This window comes from Flavobacterium johnsoniae UW101 (genome assembly GCF_000016645.1).
In the GTDB taxonomy this organism is placed as follows: domain Bacteria; phylum Bacteroidota; class Bacteroidia; order Flavobacteriales; family Flavobacteriaceae; genus Flavobacterium; species Flavobacterium johnsoniae.
Map to the genome: position 1 here is coordinate 1,629,136 of NC_009441.1, position 23,406 is coordinate 1,652,541.

At 32.1% G+C, this 23,406-nt stretch carries 19 protein-coding genes; 7 read left to right on the forward strand and 12 right to left on the reverse strand.

Annotated features, from left to right (window positions below; all coding sequences use genetic code 11):
• Positions 1-5 precede the first annotated feature (5 nt).
• From FJOH_RS07385 to FJOH_RS07405, 5 genes are all read left to right on the forward strand, one after another.
• Complete coding sequence (locus FJOH_RS07385; protein WP_012023500.1) at positions 6-1,682, forward strand: peptide MFS transporter; 1,677 nt, start codon at positions 6-8, stop codon at positions 1,680-1,682.
• 8 nt (positions 1,683-1,690) lie between these two features.
• The gene (locus FJOH_RS07390; RefSeq protein WP_012023501.1) at positions 1,691-3,175 is read left to right on the forward strand and encodes a peptide MFS transporter; all 1,485 of its coding nucleotides are present in this window, start codon (positions 1,691-1,693) and stop codon (positions 3,173-3,175) included.
• Between the two features lie 56 nt (positions 3,176-3,231).
• Positions 3,232-3,699, forward strand: coding sequence for a thioredoxin family protein (locus tag FJOH_RS07395; protein ID WP_012023502.1), 468 nt, complete (start codon positions 3,232-3,234; stop codon positions 3,697-3,699).
• Between the two features lie 225 nt (positions 3,700-3,924).
• On the forward strand, positions 3,925-4,377 hold the full coding sequence (locus FJOH_RS07400) for a thioredoxin domain-containing protein (protein WP_012023503.1): 453 nt from the start codon (positions 3,925-3,927) through the stop codon (positions 4,375-4,377).
• Positions 4,378-4,644: 267 nt separating this feature from the next.
• Positions 4,645-5,094 carry a thioredoxin domain-containing protein gene (locus FJOH_RS07405; protein ID WP_012023504.1) on the forward strand — a complete coding sequence of 150 codons (450 nt, stop codon included), beginning with the start codon at positions 4,645-4,647 and terminating at the stop codon, positions 5,092-5,094.
• A gap of 7 nt (positions 5,095-5,101) precedes the next feature.
• On the opposite strand, the gene FJOH_RS07410 is transcribed toward FJOH_RS07405, so the two are convergent.
• Genes FJOH_RS07410 through surE form a run of 5 tightly spaced genes read right to left on the reverse strand, consistent with a single transcriptional unit; the run spans position 5,102 to position 9,897 of the window.
• Complete coding sequence (locus tag FJOH_RS07410) at positions 5,102-7,138, reverse strand: ComEC/Rec2 family competence protein (protein WP_012023505.1); 2,037 nt, start codon at positions 7,136-7,138, stop codon at positions 5,102-5,104.
• Between the two features lie 54 nt (positions 7,139-7,192).
• Positions 7,193-7,690 (reverse strand): C40 family peptidase, encoded by a 498-nt coding sequence (locus FJOH_RS07415; protein WP_012023506.1) that lies wholly within the window; start codon positions 7,688-7,690, stop codon positions 7,193-7,195.
• Positions 7,691-7,701: 11 nt separating this feature from the next.
• Positions 7,702-8,817 carry a lipid-A-disaccharide synthase gene (gene lpxB, locus FJOH_RS07420; RefSeq protein WP_012023507.1) on the reverse strand — a complete coding sequence of 372 codons (1,116 nt, stop codon included), beginning with the start codon at positions 8,815-8,817 and terminating at the stop codon, positions 7,702-7,704.
• A 35-nt stretch (positions 8,818-8,852) separates the two neighbouring features.
• Positions 8,853-9,125: a hypothetical protein gene (locus tag FJOH_RS07425; RefSeq protein ID WP_012023508.1), complete on the reverse strand. Its 273-nt coding sequence runs from the start codon at positions 9,123-9,125 to the stop codon at positions 8,853-8,855.
• A complete protein-coding gene (surE, locus tag FJOH_RS07430) occupies positions 9,118-9,897 on the reverse strand; it encodes a 5'/3'-nucleotidase SurE (RefSeq protein ID WP_012023509.1) in 780 nt (259 codons plus the stop codon). Before surE ends, FJOH_RS07425 begins: the two co-directional genes overlap by 8 nt.
• Positions 9,898-10,109: 212 nt before the next feature.
• On the opposite strand from surE, the gene FJOH_RS07435 reads away from it, so the two are divergent.
• Both FJOH_RS07435 and FJOH_RS07440 read left to right on the forward strand, forming a co-directional pair.
• Entirely contained in the window at positions 10,110-12,293 is a 2,184-nt protein-coding gene (locus FJOH_RS07435) for a carboxy terminal-processing peptidase (protein ID WP_012023510.1), read from the forward strand.
• A gap of 84 nt (positions 12,294-12,377) precedes the next feature.
• The gene (locus FJOH_RS07440) at positions 12,378-13,175 is read left to right on the forward strand and encodes a DNA/RNA non-specific endonuclease (protein ID WP_012023511.1); all 798 of its coding nucleotides are present in this window, start codon (positions 12,378-12,380) and stop codon (positions 13,173-13,175) included.
• Here FJOH_RS07440 and rpe read toward each other — a convergent pair.
• The 7 genes from rpe to FJOH_RS07475 form a co-directional block, all read right to left on the reverse strand.
• A complete protein-coding gene (gene rpe / locus FJOH_RS07445) occupies positions 13,152-13,814 on the reverse strand; it encodes a ribulose-phosphate 3-epimerase (RefSeq protein ID WP_012023512.1) in 663 nt (220 codons plus the stop codon). The two genes, FJOH_RS07440 and rpe, sit on opposite strands and share 24 nt — an antisense overlap.
• 367 nt (positions 13,815-14,181) lie before the next feature.
• Entirely contained in the window at positions 14,182-15,045 is an 864-nt protein-coding gene (locus tag FJOH_RS07450) for a sigma-70 family RNA polymerase sigma factor (protein WP_007804760.1), read from the reverse strand.
• Positions 15,046-15,208: 163 nt separating this feature from the next.
• Positions 15,209-16,909, reverse strand: a complete 1,701-nt coding sequence (locus FJOH_RS07455) for a hypothetical protein (RefSeq protein WP_235023004.1) — start codon at positions 16,907-16,909, stop codon at positions 15,209-15,211.
• Positions 16,910-16,923: 14 nt separating this feature from the next.
• On the reverse strand, positions 16,924-18,099 hold the full coding sequence (locus tag FJOH_RS07460; protein ID WP_012023514.1) for a DUF4249 domain-containing protein: 1,176 nt from the start codon (positions 18,097-18,099) through the stop codon (positions 16,924-16,926).
• A gap of 70 nt (positions 18,100-18,169) precedes the next feature.
• Positions 18,170-19,363 carry a DUF4249 domain-containing protein gene (locus FJOH_RS07465; RefSeq protein ID WP_012023515.1) on the reverse strand — a complete coding sequence of 398 codons (1,194 nt, stop codon included), beginning with the start codon at positions 19,361-19,363 and terminating at the stop codon, positions 18,170-18,172.
• Positions 19,364-19,420: 57 nt separating this feature from the next.
• Positions 19,421-20,611 (reverse strand): DUF4249 domain-containing protein, encoded by a 1,191-nt coding sequence (locus FJOH_RS07470; RefSeq protein WP_012023516.1) that lies wholly within the window; start codon positions 20,609-20,611, stop codon positions 19,421-19,423.
• A 7-nt stretch (positions 20,612-20,618) separates the two neighbouring features.
• Positions 20,619-23,405 carry a TonB-dependent receptor gene (locus FJOH_RS07475; RefSeq protein ID WP_012023517.1) on the reverse strand — a complete coding sequence of 929 codons (2,787 nt, stop codon included), beginning with the start codon at positions 23,403-23,405 and terminating at the stop codon, positions 20,619-20,621.
• Position 23,406: the final 1 nt, after the last annotated feature.

Genomic DNA, 23,406 nt, shown 5'->3' on the forward strand with positions numbered 1-23,406 from the left:
AAAATATGGGAGAAACTCAAGTAAAAACTGCGCATCCAAAAGGTCTTTGGGTACTATTCGGAACGGAGATGTGGGAGCGATTCAATTTTTATGGAATGCGCGCTTTATTAACTTTATTTCTTGTGAATTCATTATTGATGAAGGAAGAAGAAGCGTCTCTAATTTATGGAGGTTTCCTTGGACTTTGTTATTTAACACCAATGCTGGGTGGTTTTGTTGCTGACCGTTATTTAGGAAACAGAAATTGTATTCTATTAGGCGGATTATTAATGGCAATAGGACAAATGCTTTTGTTTACCAGCGGAAGCGTTTTTGAGTCAAATTTAGATCTGGCAAAAATCATTATGTACTCTGCATTAGGAGTAATTGTTTTTGGAAACGGATTCTTTAAACCAAACATTTCTAGTATGGTTGGAAGTTTGTATCCAAAACAAGAAAAAACAAAATTAGATAGTGCTTTCACTATTTTCTATATGGGGATTAACATTGGGGCATTCTTAGGTCAGTCTATTTGTCCTTTATTAGGAGATGTTAAAGATGCAGGCGGTATTAGAGATATCCACGCTTTTAGATGGGGATTCATGGCGGCTTCTGCAGCAATGTTGTTAGGTACAATTCTTTTTTACTTCTTAAAAAATAAATATGTAGTTTCTCCAGAAGGAAAACCGCTAGGAGGACTTCCTTCAAAAAATGATGCTTCAGATTTTGAAGAAGGAGAATCACAAAAAGCAAACTTTTCTAATAAAGCTCTTGCTATGGCAGGAGTAGCATTTATTGCTTTAGGGTTCTTTTTTCACTATGTGGTAGGTCAAAACTTAATTTATACTTTGATTTACTCAAGTGGTCTTGCATTGGCAGGATTGATTATTTCTGATACTTCTTTGACTAAAGTAGAAAGAGACAGAATTATTGTAATTTACATTGTATCGTTCTTTATTATCTTCTTCTGGGCGGCGTTTGAGCAGGCAGGTTCATCTTTGACTTTTATTGCTGATAACCAAACAGACAGACATTTCTTTGGCTGGGCAATGCCGCCATCGATGGTTCAAATTTTTAACGGTATGTTTGTTGTGTTTTTAGCAGTTCCATTTAGTGTTCTTTGGGATACTTTAAGAGCTAAAGGCAAAGAGCCAATCTCACCTGTAAAATTAGCTGCTGGGTTAGTGATAATTTCTGTGAGTTTCTTTATGATTGCGACTCAGGTTTCTTATATCGGAACTTCAGGACTTTTATTAGTAAAATGGCTTATCTTATTATATTTCCTAAATACATGTGCTGAGTTATGTTTGTCTCCAATTGGTTTGTCGTTGGTGGGTAAATTGTCACCAAAACGTTTTGCATCATTGTTATACGGAGTATTCTTTTTGTCTAATGCATCAGGTTATGCTTTAGGAGGAACTTTAGGTTCTATCTTGCCTGCAACCGGAGATAAATTTGCAAAAGCAAAAGAACTTGGAATAGATCTTCAGGCAGTTTTAGATAAAAAAATCACATTGACAGCAGATCAGTTGTCTTTATTAGATCATCATCAAATTAGTGCTCAAAACCCAATTTTTGCAGGATTTGAAATCCATAATTTATATGAGTTCTTTATGGTTTTTGTTGTTCTGACAGGTATTGCGGCAATTTTATTATTTGCTTTAACACCACTATTGAAAAAATTAATGCACGGTGTTAGATAAAATATAAAATGGAAAACAATATTACTTTAGAAGAAATTCAAAATTTTAAAGGCAAGTACCCAAAACAATTGTGGTACTTGTTTTTGGTTGAAATGTGGGAACGTTTTTGTTTCTACGGAATGCGTGGTGTTTTAGCTTTCTTTATGGTAGACCAATTAGGTCTGGTGGAAGGAAAAGCAAATTTGCAATATGGAGCAATTCAGGCTTTTGTATATGCATTTACTTTTATCGGTGGAATTTTTGCTGATAAAATACTAGGCTTTAAGAAATCGCTTCTTTTTGGAGGTATCGTCATGATTTTGGGGAACTTGCTTATTGCAGCTTCGCCGCATGATTTCTTTTATTACGGAATAACACTTTCTATTATTGGGACAGGTTTTTTTAAGCCGAATGTTTCTTCAATGGTAGGTGAGTTGTATCATGAAAATGATGGCCGCCGTGATGCTGGTTACGGATTATTTTATGCAGGAATTAATATAGGAGGAATGCTTGGAGGAGCGATTCCTATTTATTTAGGAAAGAACTATTCTTGGAGTCTTTGTTTTCTTTCTGCAGCAATTGTAATGATTATTGGTGTTATAACTTTTCTTTTAACAAAAAAGCATTTAGCGCCAATTGGGAATTCTCCATTAGAAAATCATACGCCTAAAAAACGTAATCTTTATGAGATCGCGGTATATGTAGGTTCTTTTATTGTTATTCCATTAGTTTATATAATGGTAATCAACTCTGATTTTACGGAGTATTTCATGTATACAATTGGAGCAGCGGCAGTAGGATATTTTCTATTTGAATTGATACAAATAAAAGACTCTAAACAACAACGCAAACTTTTAGCGGCATTTGTATTTATTTTTGGATACTTTATGTTTATGGCAATCTCAGAGCAGTCTGGAGGGTCATTATCGTTGTTTGCTAAAGATAACTTAACAAATAAATTGTTATTCTTCAATATTGATCCAAACGTGGTAAATAATAGTATAAACTCGCTTTATGTTATTATTTTCAGCCCATTAGTAGGATTGTTGTGGATTTTCCTTTACAAGCGAAAAATTGAACCAAATACTGTTATTAAATTTGGTTTGTCATTTATCTTGCTTGCGGCTGGTTTCTTCATTTTTTACAGTGCCAGATTTTTTGTTGATGCAAATGGGTTGAGCTCTCTTGATGTATTTGCTTTAGGGTATCTTTTGTATACACTTGGGGAATTATGTATTGGACCAATCGGGATGTCTGTAATTACAAAATTGTCTCCTAAACGTTTGTTTGGAATGATGATGGGATTATGGTTTTTATCGAGTGCGTTCGGGCAGTTTGCAGCAGGAAAATTAGGCGCTGAAATGTCTGATGCCAATACAGGAACTACGTTAATGTCTAAACTTATTGCTTATACAGACGGATATTATCAATTAGCATTATATTCTTTAATTGCGGGTGTTGTCTTAATTATTACAACGCCGTTAATTAGAAGATTAATGCAGGAAGTAAAATAAGCAGAAACTGTTTTTTCAATACATTTTTTGTTTAAATTTGCGAAAAATAATACATTATGAAAAGAATATTATTAATAGCCTTTTTTGTAGTTGGAGCATTTGCTGGACAAGCCCAGGAACTAAAGTGGTATACTGATGTTAAAGAAGCAATCACAATAAGTAATAAAGAACAAAAACCAATGTTAATGTTCTTTACCGGAAGTGATTGGTGCGGATGGTGCATTCGTTTGCAAAATGAAGTTTTGAAAACGGCAGAATTCAAAAAATGGGCTGCTGATAATGTTGTTCTTGTAGAGTTAGATTATCCAAGAGGCGTGCCTCAGACTCCCGAATTAAAGAGTCAAAATAATGAATTACAGCAGGCTTTTGGAATCCAGGGATTTCCAACAGTATTCTTTACAAGTGCTGAAGCAAAAGACGGAAAGATTAACTTTAAAGGCCTTGGAAAAACAGGATATGTTGCCGGCGGGCCATCTGCATGGTTAACAGTTGCAGAAGGTATTGTTCATCCTAAAAAATCTTAAAAAAGATATTTAAAACTATAAATTCATATATAAACTCCTTACAGCAATGTAAGGAGTTTTTTTGTTTAGTAAGAAAAGGTTTTCATATAATGTTTTTGAAATTATTATTTATATATTTATTTATGTATAAAAAAACATATAATGTATTTTTTAATGTGATATAATTTGGATAATTAAAATATTGTGTTAATTTCGTCATGCTATACTAACCAAAACCAATATAATATGACTAAAAAACTACTTATCCTACTGTTTTTTTTAGGTTCATTTTTCGTTCAGGCACAAACTCTTGCGTGGAGAACTAATATGACTGATGCAATAGCCATTAGTAATGAACAAAAAAAACCAATGTTAATCCTATTCACTGCCTCAGGTGTACCAGAAAATCTTCAAAACGAAATCTTTAAAACTCCAGACTTTGCTGTATGGTCGCGCGACAATGTTGTACTGGTAAAATTAGACTTATCAGATGAAACGGCTTCAGATGGAGATAAAGAGCAAAATGTTAGATTAAAAAATGCCTTTGGAGTTCAGGATCTGCCAGAAGTGTGCTATGCTATTGCTTCGGTAAGAAAAAATAAAACGACCTTCAGCGCTCTTGGAAAAATCTCTTATAAGCCAGGAGGGGCAAAATCGTGGATTGCAGAATCAAATAACATCCTGCATCCGAGTGAGTAATAAATTTAAATTAAGTTTCTTAGTTTAATTTGTAGAATCCCTTTTCAATGTATGTTGAAAAGGGATATTTTTTTTAAACAGTTTTAAATGTATATTATACATTTAATATTTTAACAGGGTATTTTTTCCGATTTTTTCAAATATTAAACCTTAAAAAGAGAATTTCATTTTAATGTATTTTTTTCTAACTATTTGTTTTAAAGACTCTTGTTTCATGTTGGTTTTATGTTAATTTAGTTCCTTTAACCCAAACCAAAACCAATATATATGAGCCGAAAACTACTTACCCTATTTTTATTTTTAACTGCCTGTATAGCAGAATCGCAAAATCTGGAATGGAAAACCGACATGACAGAAGCAATCAATCTCAGCAATGAACAAAGAAAACCAATGTTGATTTTATTTACATCGGCAGGTGCTTCTGATGCATTGCAAAATGAAGTGTTTAAAACTATAGATTTTGAAAAATGGTCTAGAAAAAATGTGATTTTAGTGAGACTTGATTTGTCTGATCCAAATATTGCCAGCGAGGTTCGAGAACAAAACATAAGATTAAAGAACGCTTTTGGAGTTGAAAATGTTCCCGAAGTTTGTTATGCAAGTGCCACTATTAGAAAAGAAAAAACCAACTTTAATACATTAGGAAAACTTACGTATAGTTCAGGTGGTGTCAAAACATGGATCACAAATTCAGATCTAATTTTAAACCCAGAATAAAAAAGATTTAATTTAATCGATAAAATCCCTTTTCGGCTGTGGCATGAAAAGGGATATTTTTTTTCTCACAGCTTATCTGCCAAATTCTTTGAAGTGTATATGAATTAGAACCATCTGCAATAATAATTTTGGGTTGCAGCTGTGTTAAAACGCGATCTAGATTTATTTTGGGAGATTGAGTTAAAATTAAAATTTCAGGAGATATACTGTTTGCATAAATTCCGGTACTGTCAATTATAGAAATTTTATGCCCTTTGAAAAATAATACGTTTTTAAGTTTTTGAGATTTATTTAAAACGCTAAAATTACCAACTAAGTAAGAGTTAAAAATATTGCTTTTTGAACTTTTGTTACTCGTTGTATCGCTCGCAAAAAGCGTAATAGTATTTCCATTTCTTGAAGAAATCAAAGTATTTTTCTTCACATTATAAACGATTAATTCCTTTTGATTTGAAATTTCTCTTTTAGTATAAATCAGTGCAGATTGAAATAAAATTATTGATATAAATACTGCAATGAGTTTATTGTAACTTGGTTTTTGAGACCAGATTGTGGCGCTTATTATTACAAGATACAGCGTTATCAAGTAATAAAAATTAAAGCTGATACCTTGAATGACAAATGATTCAAATGAAGCTACATAATGAATTAGTTGATTTAGAATGAAAATGCTTTTTTCAAAAATATAAACCAATATTTCGGGGGGACTTTTGAAAATGGCAAATATCATAACGATAATTCCTGCAATCATTATAAAAGACAAAACCGGCAGAATTATAATATTGGTTACAAAAAATAATCCCGGAAATTGATGAAAATAATACAGGCACAAGGGCAATGTGCCAATTTGTGCTGCAAAAGAAACCGTTAGTGCGTTCCATATATATAGAATAAATTTATTTTTTGGTTTCCAGATTTTGTTTAATTCCGGCTGAAGCCAAACAATAAAAAACAAAGCTAAATAACTCAGCTGAAATCCAACATCAAATAAAAAGTACGGTTCAAAAAGCAATATCAATAAAAGGGAAACTAATAAAGTGTGATAAATATTACCGCTTCGACGTAAATGATTTCCAATGGCTACAAATGAGAACATCACAACAGAACGTAATACAGAAGGCGATAAACCAGAAATAACAGCAAAACCGGCCAGAGAAATTAAAATAGTAACTAATTTAATTGCAGAACCTTTCCGGGTATTTGGAATTGGTTTTAAAACAAATATTATAAAAAGCATTATAAAGCCAACATGCAGTCCCGAAACAGAAAGTACATGTGTAGCTCCCGAATATTGATAATCTTTGATTATATCTGCTGAAATTTCCTGCTGCTGTCCTAAAATGAGAGCCAGTGCAACATTCATTTCGTCTTTATTAAAATGAGCGCTTTCTAAATTTTTGAGAATAGTAGAATGCAAACGTCCGGAATAATACCAAATATCTTTTGTAATTGTCCTGCTGACTTTTATTTCTGACTTTTTGCAATATAACTGTGCGTAAATCTGTTTGTCTGATAAATACTTTGCATAATCAAACTGATTTGGATTTTTGCTCGAAACGGTTCTTTGTAAAGTAGTTTCAACTCTAATTGTATTTCCAATAATAAGAGGATTTTTTAAACTGTCTTTTTGAATATTGACAATAATTCTGCCTGAATAAACTTTGTCACCAATGCTGTTTATAAGGCCAATATATCGGTCATTATAATCATTGCTTTTGAGTTTTTCTCTTAAAGTAAAAGTGATGAACTGCTGGTTTTCAAAAACAGTTTTTGAGTATGTATAATTAGATTTGTCAAAAGTATCAGTGTGGAAAAGCAAAACGCATATCCCAACAAAAAAGGATATGAGAAAACTGTTGATGCTAAAAAATGTTTTTGCTCTTTTATTTCTTTTTGAAATAAAATACGAAGCACAAAACAAGATTGTTGAAAAACCAAGAAAAATGAGAGATGCTTTTAGTGGCGGCTGGCAATAATAGGAAACTAAAAGTCCAAATATAAAGGGAATTGTTATTTTAACTAAAGGAAAATCTAATACTTTCATCAGGTAAAAGTATTAAATATTTGTAAGAAAATAAATATATTTTTTTAGATGTGATTATTCTAAAACCCTGTTTACTTGTTCAAACGAATTTTTATAATAAGGTTCTTTTGTAGAAGATATTATAACCCCTTTTGAAGTTGAAGAATGTACAAATTTTATTTCGTCTGAATTTACTTCCGTGATAAGTCCAACGTGATTAATCTGTCTGCTTTTGTTCGTTTTGAAGAAAATTAAATCTCCTTTTTTTGCATCATTAAGCGGAATTACTTTTCCAATTTTTGCCTGTTCAAAAGAACTTCTAGGCAGTTTTATATTTTCAGATTCAAAAGTAGTGTAAACTAATCCAGAGCAGTCAAAACCGCTTTTTGTAGTTCCTCCGGCCTTGTATTTTACACCAATATTATCTGTTGCAGTATCGATTAAATTCTTTACCAGAGATCTGTTTTCTTTTTTAGATTCGTTTTTGCTCGTGCTTTTGCCTGCAACAGTTGAAGTCGATTTACAAGAAACGAATACGATCGATAGAAGAAGGAAAACGAATATTTTTTTCAAAACAGAAATATTTAAGATTTTAAATCGGCAACAATAAGTTTTGCAGTTTTTTTACTTGCGCCTACACCACCAAGTTTTTGTTCTAAAATATCATAGTTTTTTAGCAGTTTTTCACGGTGAGAAGGTTCAAGCAGTTTGTTTAATTCTTCTTTGATGCGTTTTGTATTGCATTCGCCCTGAATTAATTCAGTTACAACTTCCTGGTCCATAATTAAATTAACAAGCGAAATATATTTTAAAGTAATAATTCGTTTGGCAATTTGATATGAAATAGCGCTTCCTTTGTAACAAACCACTTCGGGAACTTTAAAAAGTGCTGTTTCTAAAGTTGCTGTTCCAGAAGTAACTAAAGCTGCAGTTGAAGAACGCAGTAAATCATACGTTTTATTCGATACAAATGCGATGTTTTTGTTTTTTATAAACTGCTGGTAAAATTCGTAATCCTGACTTGGTGCGCCCGCAATAACAAATTCATAATCCTGAAAATCGTCAACAACACTTAACATTACGCTCAGCATTTTGGTAATTTCCTGTTTACGGCTTCCCGGTAAAACAGCAATAATAGGTTTTTCTCCTAATTTATTTTCTTCTCTAAAAGCTGCTTCATTAAAAGCTGGCTGATTTTGAATAGCATCAATTAGCGGATGGCCAACAAAATCTACAGGGAAATGATGTTTGTCTTCATAAAAACCTTTTTCAAAAGGCAGAATTACAAACATTCTGTCAACATCTTGTTTTATGGCGTTGATGCGATTTTCTTTCCAGGCCCAGATTTGAGGAGAAATATAATAATGAGTTCTGTAATTCAGTTCTTTGGCCCATTTTGCAATACGCATATTAAAGCCCGGATAATCAATAAAAATTAAAACATCAGGTTTAAATTCAGAGATATCTTTTTTGCAGAATTTTATATTGTTTAAAATGGTTTTTAAATTAAAAAGCACTTCAACAAAACCCATAAATGCAAGATCGCGATAATGTTTTACCAAAGTTCCGCCGGCTTTCTGCATTAAGTCACCACCCCAAAATCTAATTTCGGCCTGAGGATCTTCCTCATATAAGGCTTTCATTAAATTTGAACCGTGTAAATCTCCAGAAGCCTCGCCGGCTATTATGTAGTATTTCATATCAACAAATTTTTATTGCAGCACAAAGATAGGATTTAAATAATTATGGTTGAAACTGCCAGAACAATCACGGCTAAAATCACGCCTCTGGCCATCATTTCTTTATTTCGGTTTAAAAGAATTAAGAAAACAGCAAGGTCTAAAGTGGTTCCAATTGTAATTATTTTTCCCAAATATCCCATTTCTTTTATAGTTCGAATTCCGGTAGAAATATCAAAATTTGTAAAGAATTTGATAAACAAATAACTGCCCAAAAGAGCTGTAAAGATTCCAACAAGAAACCCAATAATAAATTCTTTTTTATCCATTTAATTTCCATGTATTAAGTTGCTGCATAGTATGATGTGCCGTTAAATCAAACTGAACCGGAACGACAGAAATATATCCGTTTTCTAAAGCCCATTCGTCTGTATCTTCGCCATTGTCTTCATTTGTAAATTTGCCTGTCAGCCAGTAATAATCTTTGCCAAAAGGAGTTTGTCTTTTATCAAATTTTTGAGCATAATAAGCCTTAGCCTGACGGCAGACTTTTATTCCTTTAATTTCTTTTTCACTCAATTTTGGGAAATTGACATTCAAAACAACGCCGGGAGGCAGTTTATTTTTAAGTGTTTCTAAAGTTATTTTTTTCACAAATGCTTTAGCCGGTTCAAAATCGGCATTCCAGTCAAAGTCCAAAAGTGAAAAACCAATGGCCTGAATTCCTTCAATTCCTGCTTCGACAGCTGCACTCATAGTTCCGGAATAAATAACATTAATCGAAGAATTTGATCCGTGGTTAATTCCGGAAACACATAAATCTGGTTTTCTTTTTAAAATTTCATTTACTGCCAATTTTACACAATCAACAGGAGTTCCAGAACAGCTGTATTCTGTAATTGTGTCATCATCTTTAGAAATTTTATCTAAAAATAAAGTGTTATTTATGGTGATGGCATGACCCATTGCGCTCTGAGGTTTGTCTGGAGCAACTACAACAACATCGCCAATAGTTTCCATAACGCTTATTAAAGCTCTAATTCCCGGAGCTAGAATTCCGTCGTCGTTGGTTACTAATATTAAGGGTTTTTCGTCTTTCATGATAAGATTGCTATTTTTGATTTTTCAAAATTAAAGCTTGTAAAAGCAAATGTAGTAACAGATTTTGGTAGAATACTAACAAATAAATAAAAATTGTAAACTAAATTCAGGAACACTTTTGAGCGATAAACATTTTTATATCTTTAACAAAAAATTATACTGATCTTGGCATGTTGGCATAGTTTTTACCGTAACTTAGATTAAAAAATTTGATGAATGCTATTATTAAGTTTATGAAAAGAAATTATAAAATACTTATAGCCGTATTATGCTTGTCTTTAACCCTGTTTGCTTTTAAGATAAATGCTGACAAGAATGATGATCCGGATCCAAATAGAGACAAGACACTTTTAGAATTACTGGCTTTTGTTATTGAAAAAGGACACTATAGTCCGGCAGAAATAAATGACGATTTTTCAAAAGGTATTTTTAAGGATTATATCGATGCATTAGACCCTTCAAAGAGGTTCTTTCTGCAGTCGGATATTGATGAGTTCAAGCAATATGAATTAATGCTTGATGATCAGTTTTTAAACAAAGACTTAACATTCTTTAATTTAACTTATACAAGATTAATGAAAAGAATGGAAGAGAGTAAAAAACGTTATAAAACTATTTTAGCGCAGCCTTTTAATTATAGCACAGATGAGACTTTTAATGCAGATTATGAGACAATTCCGTATGCAAAGAATTTAAATGAAATTAATGAAAGATGGAGAAAACAAATTAAACTTTCGACTCTTTCTTCACTTGTAACAAAACAGAAAATTGAAGAAGAGAAAAAGAAAAAAGATCCAGCTTACAAAGAAAAATCATTTGAAACTCTAGAAAAAGAAACTCGTGAAAGTTCTTTAAAATCATTAGATGACAATTTTAGTGTTATTAAAGATTTAAATAAAGATTACTGGTTTTCAGTATATTTAAATTCTATAATGGCTCGTTTTGACCCGCATACAAGTTATTTTGCACCAGAAGAAAAAGATCGTTTTGATGTAAATATCAGTGGTAAATTAGAAGGAATTGGAGCAAGATTAACTAAGAAAAATGACTTTACTCAAATTGATGAGTTAATTTCAGGCGGACCAGCATGGAAAGGAAAAGAACTTGAAGCAGGAGATTTAATTCTAAAAGTGGCTCAAGGTAATGAAGAACCGGTTGATGTGGTTGGAATGCGTCTTGACGATGTTGTTAAAAAAATCAAAGGACATAAAGGAACTGTAGTAAAACTTACGGTTAAAAAAGTTGACGGAAGTATTAAAGTAATTTCAATTGTAAGAGATGTGGTTGAAATTGAAGAAACTTACGCTAAATCTAGTATTGTTGAAAAAAATGGATTGAAATACGGCGTTATTTATCTTCCTAAATTTTATATCGATTTTGAAAACAAAGACGGTCGTGATGCCGGAAAAGATATTGCCCTTGAAGTAGAAAGACTGAAAAAAGAAAATATAAACGGAATCGTTCTTGATGTTCGTGACGATGGAGGAGGATCTCTTTCTACAGTTGTTGATATTGCAGGTTTATTTATTGAAGAAGGACCAATTGTTCAGGTAAAATCTGCTGGAAAAAAGAAAGAGGTTTTATACGATAAAGATAAAAAAATAGAGTGGGACGGACCATTGGTAATTATGGTTAACAGTTTCTCTGCTTCGGCTTCTGAGATTTTAGCAGCAGCTATTCAGGATTACAAACGCGGCGTTATCATTGGAAGTAAACAAACTTATGGTAAAGGAACGGTACAAAATGTACTTGATTTAAACCAATTTGTTCGTAATGCAAATTATGGAGATTTAGGTGCTTTGAAAATTACAGGTCAAAAATTCTATAGAATTAACGGTGGTTCTACTCAATTAGAAGGTGTTCACAGTGATGTTGTAATGCCGGATCGTTATGCTTATTTAAAAATGGGTGAGCGTGATATTGACAACGCAATGCCTTGGGATAAAATTGATCCTGCTGATTACAGTACGTGGACTTCTAACCAGAATTTTAGTAAAGCTATTGAGAAAAGCAGAACCAGAATTGCAGAAAATCCTCAGTTTAAATTAATTGAAGACAATGCAAAATGGATTGATGTTAAGAACAAAGAAAATACATACAGCCTGAACATTAAGAGTTTTAAAGAAACTCAGGAACAAGTTGAAAATGAAGGTAAAAAATACAAACCAATTTCTGATTACAAAAATAATCTGGTTTTTAAATCATTACCTTATGAAGTGCAGGAAATGAACAATGATGCTACATTGAAAGAGAAAAGAGAAGCTTGGCACCAAGCTTTATCGAAAGATGTATATGTTGAGGAAGCATTAAATGTTTTAGACGATTTACAGTCTCCTTCTTATGTAAAAACTACAGTTTCACCTAAAATGAAAAAGGAGAAATTAGTAAAATCTTAATTTTAGAAAATTTAATTTGTTATTGAAAAACGCTTCTTAAATAGTAATTTATGGAGCGTTTTTTTTAGATAAAATATAGTATTTATGAAGAATGCTTTAATTTGTTTTTTGGCTGCATTTATGGCCTTTTCTTGTAAAAAAGAAAATAATGTAATACATACAGATGATAAAGAAGAGATAGGGCAGAAACAAAGTTCATTTGTTTCTGATCAAAGTAATAATACAGGCTCATTGTATTCTGTTTCTTATGAACCAACTTCAACAACCAATCAAATCGTTAAACATAAATATTATACACTTTCTTATAATGAAAAATTTGAACAGGCAGAATGGGTTGCTTACGAATTAAAAAAGGAATATTTGAAAAATGGAAATTTTAAACGTCCTTATTTTATCGAAGATCCAAAAGTGACAACAGGTTCTGCTGATTGGAGAAATTATAAAAAATCGGGTTACGATAAAGGCCACCTTTGCCCGGCAGGCGATATGGAATTTAGTGAAGAAGCATACAACGATACTTTTTATACTTCGAATATTTCTCCTCAAAAACATGATTTCAACAGCGGAATCTGGAATAGAATAGAACAAAAAACACGTTATTGGGCAGGTAAATACAATGATATTTATGTTGTTACAGGTGGTGTTTTGAAAGATACAGATAAAAAAATAGGAACAGAAAAGGTTTCTGTTCCTAAATATTTCTATAAAATTGTTTTGGCAAAATCAGGAAAAGAACACAAAGCAATTGCTTTTTTAGTTCCAAATAAAGACAGCGACAAGTCTATTTATGATTTCGTAGTTCCTATTGAAACGGTAGAAAAAATGACAGGAATTGACTTCTTTCCGAATTTAAAAAATTTAAAAAACAGTAAGGACTTTTAAATCTGCGATTGTTTCAATTGGGTTTTCTGCTTTAAAAACAAAGCTTCCGGCAACTAAAACATCAGCTCCTGCTTCTACTAATTGTTTTGCATTTTTGTTCGTTACACCACCGTCAATTTCGATAAGAGTGGATGCGTTTTTGCGTGTAATTAAATCTTTTAGTTTTTTAACTTTTGCATACGTATTTTCGATAAAAGACTGCCCGCCAAAACCAGGGTTTACACTCATGATACAAACCAAGTCAATGTCGTTTATAACATCTTCTAAAAGATCAATATTGGTATGCGGATTTATGGCAACACCAGCTTTCATTCCTTCGGCTTTTATTGCCTGAAGAGTTCTGTGTAAGTGTGTACAGGCTTCGTAATGAACTGTTAATCCATTTGCTCCTAAATCGGCAAAAGTTTTAATGTATCGATCGGGATCAATAATCATTAAATGCACATCGATATATTTTTTTGCATGTTTTGAAATGGCTTCTAAAACCGGCATTCCAAAAGAGATATTTGGAACAAAAACTCCGTCCATAATATCGATATGAAACCAATCAGCCTGACTGTTGTTTATCATTTCGACATCGCGCTGTAAATTGCCAAAATCGGCAGCAAGAACTGAAGGAGCAATAAATGTATTTTTCATTGTAGTGTGTGTTGTTTTTTTACAAAGATAAATTTTTTATGTACTGCGTGGTAATTTAACCGCAAAGCACGCAAAGATTTTTGGCTTGTAAGGTTCTGTGAAAAAAAACGCAAAGTTCGCAAAGCTTTGTGTGCTTAAAAAAAACAATAAAAAACTTTGCGGACCTTGCGTAAATTTTAGCGTGCTTTGCGGTTAAATTTTCAAAATGCAAAATAAAAAACTCCGGTAATCAGCCGGAGTTTCAATCATCAATCAAAAAACGAACAGTCAATCAAACTGTTGTTTGCTTTAATATCCAAATTAAGAAATTTTAAATTAAACTCCAAGTAATTGGAATTTGTAATTTCTTTTGTCGGAATTTTGGTGATTAACCAAGATAAGTTTTAAGAATTTTACTTCTAGAAGTATGTTTTAATCTACGGATTGCTTTTTCTTTAATCTGACGAACACGCTCACGAGTTAAGTCGAAAGTTTCTCCAATTTCTTCTAAAGTCATTGGGTGCTGATCGCCAAGTCCAAAATACAAACGAACAACATCTGCCTCTCTTGGCGTTAATGTTTCTAATGAACGTTCGATTTCAGTACGTAATGATTCGTGAATTAACTCTCTGTCTGGGTTTGGAGATTCTCCAGAACGTAATACGTCGTAAAGGTTAGAATCTTCACCTTCAACAAGAGGTGCATCCATTGATAAGTGACGACCAGAGTTTTTCATAGACTCTTTTACGTCATTTACAGTCATGTCAAGTTCTTTTGCAATTTCTTCAGCAGAAGGCGGACGCTCATTAGACTGCTCTAATAATGCATACATTTTGTTGATTTTATTGATAGAACCAATTTTGTTTAATGGTAAACGTACAATACGTGATTGTTCTGCAAGAGCCTGAAGAATCGATTGACGAATCCACCATACGGCATAAGAAATGAATTTAAAACCACGAGTTTCATCAAAACGCTGTGCTGCTTTGATAAGCCCTAAGTTTCCTTCATTAATTAAATCAGGAAGAGTTAATCCTTGGTTTTGATATTGTTTAGCAACCGATACAACGAAACGTAGGTTGGCTTTTGTTAATTTTTCTAAAGCTCTTTGATCACCAGCCTTTATTCTTTGTGCTAATTCTACCTCTTCATCAGCGGTAATTAGGTCAACTTTTCCGATTTCTTGTAGATATTTATCTAACGATGCAGTTTCACGATTGGTTACCTGCTTGGTGATTTTAAGTTGTCTCATCTTATTTGTCTCCTCAATTTTTTAAGTGTACAAGTAGTTATACGTATGAGGTTTCAAAAAAGTTACAATTTAGGTCAAAAAAATTTTGTTTTTTTTCAAAAAATAAAAAACCTGTCTAGTTATAGACAGGTTTCTAGTAATTTATGTTTTTTACAATTGTAAATTAATTTGCGCTTGTATTTTGAATTTCTATATTTTCTTTAATAGAAACCGGGATTCCGCTTTTCGTAAATCCTTCCAGTCTTATTTCAAAAGTTCCGGAAAGATCAGAAGTATAAAATGAAGTTTCTGAATCTTGATTTAGCTGTACATCAGGATTCCAAAACAACTGATTTCTAAAATCAGGGATTCTTTCGTTGTCAACCGTATTTTCATATTTAACCTTGTTGTATATCTTTTTTGGCTGTGGTCTTAAAATAGTTGGTTTTGCAATAAAAGAGCCTGTTTGTGTGCTTTTGAAATCTTTATCAAATGTTGTAAAACTGATTAACCCGTTAAATGACTTTGCGCCAACATAATATCTTCCCACAATAATTTCAATTTTGTATACATTTTTCATATTGTAAGTTAGTAAATCATTTTGGTTTTCTAAGTATAATCCATCAACCAAGACAAGTGCTGATTCTGGAAGCTGAGGAAAAATGCTTGGATCATTTACGTGTAGATAAATTTTATCATCTTTTTGTTTCGAATAAACTTCTACTACAACTTCGGTTATTGTCTCTTTTAAAGTTTTAAATCTTGTATAATCATCTAAAATATATTCTTTTGCCAGCGGATAATAAAATGCGTCTGATGTGGGAGCCTTCTCTATATTATCAACTTTTTTATGGTAATAAGCATTTTCAATCTGACTTGAAATAGATCTTTCTAAAAGACTTTCTTTGAAAGTATAAGATAATTTAGAATCTTTTTCAAAAGATATTTGAGAGTAATCAATTTCAGGTGCATTATTTATTACAACATCATAGTTGTTTGCTTTTTCATCTATAATTTGAATAATAATGTTTGATGTAAAAAATGTTTTACTTACGTTAAAAATAAAATTACCATCACGATCTGTTTTTACTACTTCAAAAGCAAATGATTTTCCAGGAATAGACAATCCTATTGAAAGGTTTTCAATTTTATCGCTATTATTTTTAGCCGTAATTTTGCCGGAGATAATTTCACCTCTAAGTTCAGGCAGTATTATTTTTTGATCTTGTTTTTGTAAATCTATTACGATTGGATATGAAACAGCAGAAGAAAATTTTACTGCAGAAATTTGATTTTGAGTTGGGATATTGTCTAATTTTCTGACAGAAAGCGAATATGTTCCATCGCGAAAACTATTATTTAAGGATTGAATTTTTAAATCAACAAATTCTCGATTTGTAAATATTTTTTTATTCAATTTAAATGTAATATTTTCATTAGCCGAATTTTCACTAGATGTGTTTGAGCCATTTGCTAAGATGTTCAAGGCAGATGTTTTTTCATCAACTTTATAAGGATTAACGATATTAATATTTAATTGGAATAACTCAGAAAAGGGTTTGTTTAGCATCCAATTGGTGTAGCCAATTAGTTTATAACTACCTGTTTTTAAAGTTGTCGGAATGAAATAATCTCCCTGTCCGACAGCATTTTCAAGAGAAATTTTTGTTTTAAAAACTGATTTTTTGCTGTCATCAACTAATTCTACATAAGCAACTTTACTAATGTTACTTGGTGTTTTATCAGATGATTTTAGACAGTAAATTTTATATAATAAAGTTTCACCTGAGACAAGGGTTGTTGCATTAGTATGAACAAATACAGTTTCATCTATTGCAATAGTTTGTTGTGCGCTGCTTAATTGTGTATTAATTAATACAAACAATAAAATTATGTGTTTTAGTCTATCCAAAATGAAGGTTTTACGTTAGATGAAAATGATGTACAGTCTCCACATACGGAGTCTACTAAAGTATAAATTATGCCGCTGTTTCCAATATAGGTCATGAGCTCTCTATTAATATTATAGATCATGGTTTCTCCCTCACAGTCTTCTCCGCCAAAACAAAATTTAAAAGGAATATCGTCGCAGGTATTAAAATACGGTATAGGTTTGTTAGGGAAAAAATCACTATAATTAAAAAATATTCTTTTTTCTGAGTAAGAAGCTACATCAAAAAAACCAATAACTTTTGTGTTAGAATCATTAATACATTTTATGTTTCCAGAAATTAAACCGGGCTGTTTTGGAGATAAAATACTAGAAGAACTTGCTACATCTCTCAATGTTTTATGAAAAGTATAAGCTTCTAAATTTTCTATATACTGTTTTACTATTATACTGTAACGATGACCAATTATATAATTACTTTCTTCAATAAATCGTATTGGCAAGTTTACACGATCTTCTGTTTTGTCATTGGTATTTACCAAAATGATATCAGTTGAGTTTTTATTTGAATAACAAATCCTTGTGTTGGGATCATTATTAATTAACTCAACAGATTGCGGGCCAGTTGTGATAATTTTTAAAGTACTCCATCTTGGTGCAACAATTTTGTATGTTTCTTCGTATTCGTATCTGTAATATTTTGAAGTTTTTGCAGCGTCAAAAGAGTTTACAATTATTTGGATTCCTGTTTCGTTATCTTTATTAGTCGCAAGTGCTGGTACAACGCTTTCAATAGGATTTACTGTAGTTAAGGTTTGAGGAGTAGATTGGTAAATTTTCCCATCTTTAGTAACTATTTCTAAAGTGTATTTTCTTTCTGGAACTGCTTGAAATACAGACTGAGATTTGTAAATGCCATTATTTTCTACAAATAAATATTCATTATTTTGATCGTCTTTAATAGTAACTTTTGCACCTGTTTCAACCTGAACACCTTCATCCTCAAACTTTGAAGTTTTAGTTATTTTTATTTCTTGATTTTTCAGTTCATTAGTTAAAGTGGCCTCAACAACAATTATTTCTTCGTAAGTGTTTGTTAAAAGGGGATATGTTTCTGTACATCCGCTAAAAACGATTGCAAGAAATATAAATAGAATTATATTTTTTATTTTATAAATTTTCATTACTTAAAATAGTTTCATTTTTAATTGAGATAAGAGTGCGTTTTCGTTTCCTGAAAGTGAAAAAATATTTTTAATCTGTCCAAAATGTCGGTTTGATGTTAGAAGCTATAGTAGTGCAATCTCCACACGGTGAATCAACCCAATAGGTAAAACCGCCAGTTCCAGTTCCTGAATAATAGGTTATTTTTTCAAGAGATAAATCATCTGCATAGTGGCCCCAATGCGAGCAAGGATCAGGTACCAAAGCTTCATCTGTTGAATAGCAAAATTCTTTGCATTCTATAATATAAGGAGGTGGGAACTTTCCAGGAAATAAATCCTCATAGTTAAAATAAATTCGTTCTGTTGATACTGAGCAAACATCAAAATATCCTGCTATTTTACTATCGTTATTAACGGCTCTTAAATTCCCCAATAAAAAACCTGGTTGAGTAGGAGAAACAATAGTGCCTCCTGAGGCTGCAGTTTTTTTTAAGGTGTTGTAATAATTATATGCTGCTTGACTTTCTACATATTGTCTGACTAAAATGCTGTATCTGTGTGTAATAATGTAATTTTGGTCGTCAATAAAACGGATTAGATAATCTACCCGATCTTCTTTTAGGCTGTTTGTGCTTTGCAGCATTAATTCTATATTTTTTTTTGAGCCATAGCAAGTCTTGGTGTCTGGTGAATTTGGCGTGAAAATAGGAGTATTTGTGCTAGAAACCCATTCAATTTTTGTTGGTCTCCATTTTGGAGCAATAACTTTATAGGTTTCTTCATATTCATATCTGTAATAGGTTGATGTGTGAGCAGGATCAAAGCTGCGCACACGAATGCCAACACCATTTACGTCATCTTTTTCTTCAATTGCTGCCACTACACTTTGCATAGGGGTTATAGTTGTAAGTGTTTCTGGTGATGACTCAAAAGATCTGCCATTTTTGGTATTAATGTGTAATTGATATTGAGTATTAGGAATTGCCTGAAATTCTATATCAGAAACATATTTTTCAGAATCTTCAGTAAAGTTATATTTGTTGCCAGCATCATCTGTAATAAAAACTTCTGCTCCGTTTTCTGAAAGATATACTTCATCTTCAAATTTTGCAGATTTGGTAAGTTTTATTTCTTGCTTTTTAAGCTCGTTGGTTATGTTGGCTTCAACTACTAACACTTCTTCATATCTGTTGGTAATTAACGGATATGCTTCTGTACAACCATTAAAAAGGATGGCAATAAGTAATATGAGAGCTATATTTTTTATTATGTAAAACTTCATTGGCTTGATATGTTCTTTTTAATCTGATTTTGATTTTTATTAAGAAATTATCGTTTTTTAGTTATCTACCCAAAACGTAGGTTTTATGTTAGACGCAATTTTTGTACAATCTCCACATGGTGCATCTACCCAAAATGTTTCGAGGTTATTGATGCCGTCTCCAGAAAAGTAGGTTATTTTTTCTAGAGGAAGATCCTGCATATAAGAACAACAATGTGTGCAGGGAACAGGATTGTTTGGTTCTTCTGCATAACAAAATTGTGTGCAGTCTGTATAATAAGGAGGCGGAAATTTACCTGGGAATAAATCTTCCCAGTTAAAATAAATTCGTTCTGTAGATACTGAGCAAACATCAAAATATCCAGCTATTTTACTATTACCATTAATTGATCTTAAATTTCCCAACAAAAGGCCAGGCTGAGTAGGAGAAGTTATAGTTCCTCCAGATTCTGCTGTTTTGTTAAGTGTATTGTAATAACTGTAAGCAGGCAAACTTTCTACATATTGTTTGACCAAAATACTGTATCGGTGTGTAATGATGTAATCCTGATTACTGATAAATCTAATTAGATACTGTACCCGATCTTCTTTTAGATTGTTTGTATTGAGCAGCATTAGTTCTACACTTTTTTTAGAGCCATAGCAGGTTTTTGTATCTGATGAATTCGATACAAACGCAGGTGATCCACTACTCAAATCTAATTTTATTGGCAGCCATTTTGGAGCAATAACCTTGTAAGTTTCCTCATATTCAAATCTGTAATAAGTTGATGTACTGGTAGGGTCGAAACTATTTACACGAATGCCAATACCAGTAATATCATCTTTTTGTTCAACTGCAGCCACTACGCTCTGCATAGGTGTAGCCGTTGTAAGTATCTCTGGTGATGATTCAAAAGATCTGCCATCTTTGGTATTAATGTGTAATTGATATTTGGTATTAGCTGAGGCCTTAAATTCTATATTTGAAATATATTTTTCAGAATCCTCACTAAAATTGAACTTATTGCCTGCATCATCAGTAACGAAAACTTCTGCTCCGCTTTCTGAGAGATAACTTTCGTCTTCAAATTTTGCAGATTTCGTAAGTTTTACTTCCTGTTTTTTTAGTTCATTGGTTAAGTTAGCTTCAACTATCAGTACATCTTCAAATCTATTGGTTATTAATGGATACGTTTCCGTACAGCCATTAACTGCAATAGCAATTACAAGTAAAACAGCGGTCTTATATTGGCTGTAATTTTTCATTTTAGTATTAAAATTTAAAATTATAGGTAATACTTGGTACTGGTATTGAGAAGATAGATGTTTTATAACCTTTTACTTTTCCATTTTGATCTGTTACGAAATAAATAGAATATGGATTGTTTCTTCCAAGAACATTGTAAATTGAAATGTTCCAGAAACTATGTGCTAATTTTTTAATTTTATGGTTTCCTTCAATGTTAAGTCCAATATCTAAACGTATGTAATCTGGAATTCTATAGGCATTTCTGTCACTGTACAATGTGTATTGTGAGTTTCCGTATTGGAATGTACCAATAGGATAAGTGATTGGTCTTCCAGTTTGATACATAAAATTTGTTGATAAACTGTAGCGTTTTGTGAATTTATAATTCAAAATTGCACTTAAATCATGTGGTTTATCAAAGTTTGCTGGGAAAAAGTTTCCATTGTTTACTATTTCTGAACTAAACTGACTGTCAAGTTTAATAAAAGTGCGAGAATAGGTGTAACCAATCCATCCGTTTAATCTTCCTGTTGATTTTTTTAACAATAATTCAACACCATACGCTTTTCCTTCGCCTTGTAATAATTCTGTTTCAACATTTTGATTCAGCAGCAACTGTGCTCCAACTTTGTAATCTAGAATATTTTTCGATTTTTTGTAATATCCTTCAAGACTGATTTCGTATTCTTCGTCTTGTAATGTTTTAAAAAGGCCTAAAGAAACTTGCTGCGCAGTTTGAGGTTTTACATTTGAATCTGATAATTTCCATGTATCTGTTGGAGATTGGGTTACATTACTTGATAATAAGTGGATGTATTGACGTGTCATGTCATAACCTGCTTTAATAGAAAGATCTTCAGCTAGAAAATAACGTGCCGCTAAACGAGGTTCGATTCCTCCGTAAGTTTTTACAACTTCATTTTTGTTATAATGAGTTGTTCCGGTAATTGTTTCATTACTTAAAGGAAGCCCAGGCTGATAACTGTTTACATTGGCTTCTCCTAACGAGGCATAAAACGAATATCTTAATCCTAGGTCAAATAGTAATTTGTCATTTACCTTATAACTGTCGGCTAAATAGACAGCAGATTCTAATGCTCTTTCTTTTTCCACATCTGTTGGTATTAATAGAGAGTTAGGATCTTTAGGATGTTGGTAACCTGGAGAAATGTTATATAATTTACTCGCTAAACCATAAGATAAATTATGCTTTGGAGTTAATTGATAGTTTAATTTTGCCTGAAGCTGTGATTCATTTACTTTATATCCAAAATCAAATGAATTCACATCATTAGAATCGTAGTCAATGTTAAATTTATACTCACTATTTGTAAAAATTAAGGCACCTTTACTCTTTTTGCTAAAAGTATGATCCCATTTTAAAGAGGCAAGTCTATTGCTGTATTTGTAGATAGAATCTGAGCTTAGACTGAAACGATCATGGCTGTAGTAAGCAGTAGCCTCTAAATTGTTATTCGCATTAATAGCGTTGTTATACTTTAAAATACCATCATAAAAGCCTGCCTGACTGTTTTTTAAATTTTCATCATCAAGAGACTTTAAAATCCAGTCAGAGTATGTGGCTCGGCCTCCAAAAATAATGCTTGATTTATTTTTTTGGATGGGCATGCTTAGAGTAAGATTTGAGGTGATTGGACCTATAGCTCCTTCACCTGAAAACTTTTCTGGATTTCCATTTTTTGTTGCAATATCAAATACAGAAGATAATCTTCCTCCAAAATCTGCAGGAATACTTCCTTTGTAAATATCTGCTTTCTTTGCTGTATATGGGTTAATTGCCGAGAAGAAACCTAAAAAGTGCTGCGGATTGTATAAAACAGCGTTGTCTAAAAGAATAAGATTTTGATCGTCTTTTCCTCCTCGTACGTTAAATCCTGCCGATCCTTCACCAGTAGTTTTAATACCCGGAAATGTTGTGGCTACTTTTAAAATGTCTCTTTCTCCAAGAATTAACGGAACATTTTTAATTCCTTCTATATCAATAGAAACTAAACCAGAAACAGTCGTTTCGGTAGTTTTTTGTCCTTTCTTTTTGATTACAACTTCATCTAATTGATTCGATCTCTCGTTAACATTGATATCAAATGTTCCGTCGTCGTAAACCATTAAAGTCCTTACGACTTCTTTATGGCTTAAAGATTTAATCTCAATAACGTTTATTCCTCTAGGAAGCTGTAAAGTGTAGTTCCCATCAGGATCACTTGATGTGCTGATGTTTTTGTTTCTTACTTTAATAAAAATGTTTGCTTCTGCTTTTCCGGTTTCTTCGTTTTTAACAGAACCCGTAATAGTGTAATTTCTTTTTATATTGTCTTTATTCTCTTTACCTATAAAGACGATTGAAGCTTTTTTAGTTACACTATAACTATTTAGAGAATCATACTGCTGATAAAACACAGGATTGTCAGAATGATCATTTCCGGTATTTTGATTGGTTTCAACAGGTGCATCAGTAAAATAATTTGATGGTAATTTGTCGTGAATTGTACTGTTAAGAGTTAAAATTACTTTGTTTTTTAAAACAATATAGTTTAAATCGGTTTTACTTAAAACGGAATTAAGAATATCATCAATTTTGGCATCGGAGTAAGTACCCGAAATCAAATCTTTATTAGACTTAAGCCAGATAGGATCAAAATAAAATTTTAAAGATGCGGCAGACTCAATACGTTTTATTGTATTTTCTAAAGTTTCGTCTTTAAAGGTGATAGTAATTTTCTCATTAGAATTCTGAGCAATAGACAATTGAAATGAGAATAAAATAATTAAAGAAAGTAAAATTTTTTTCATT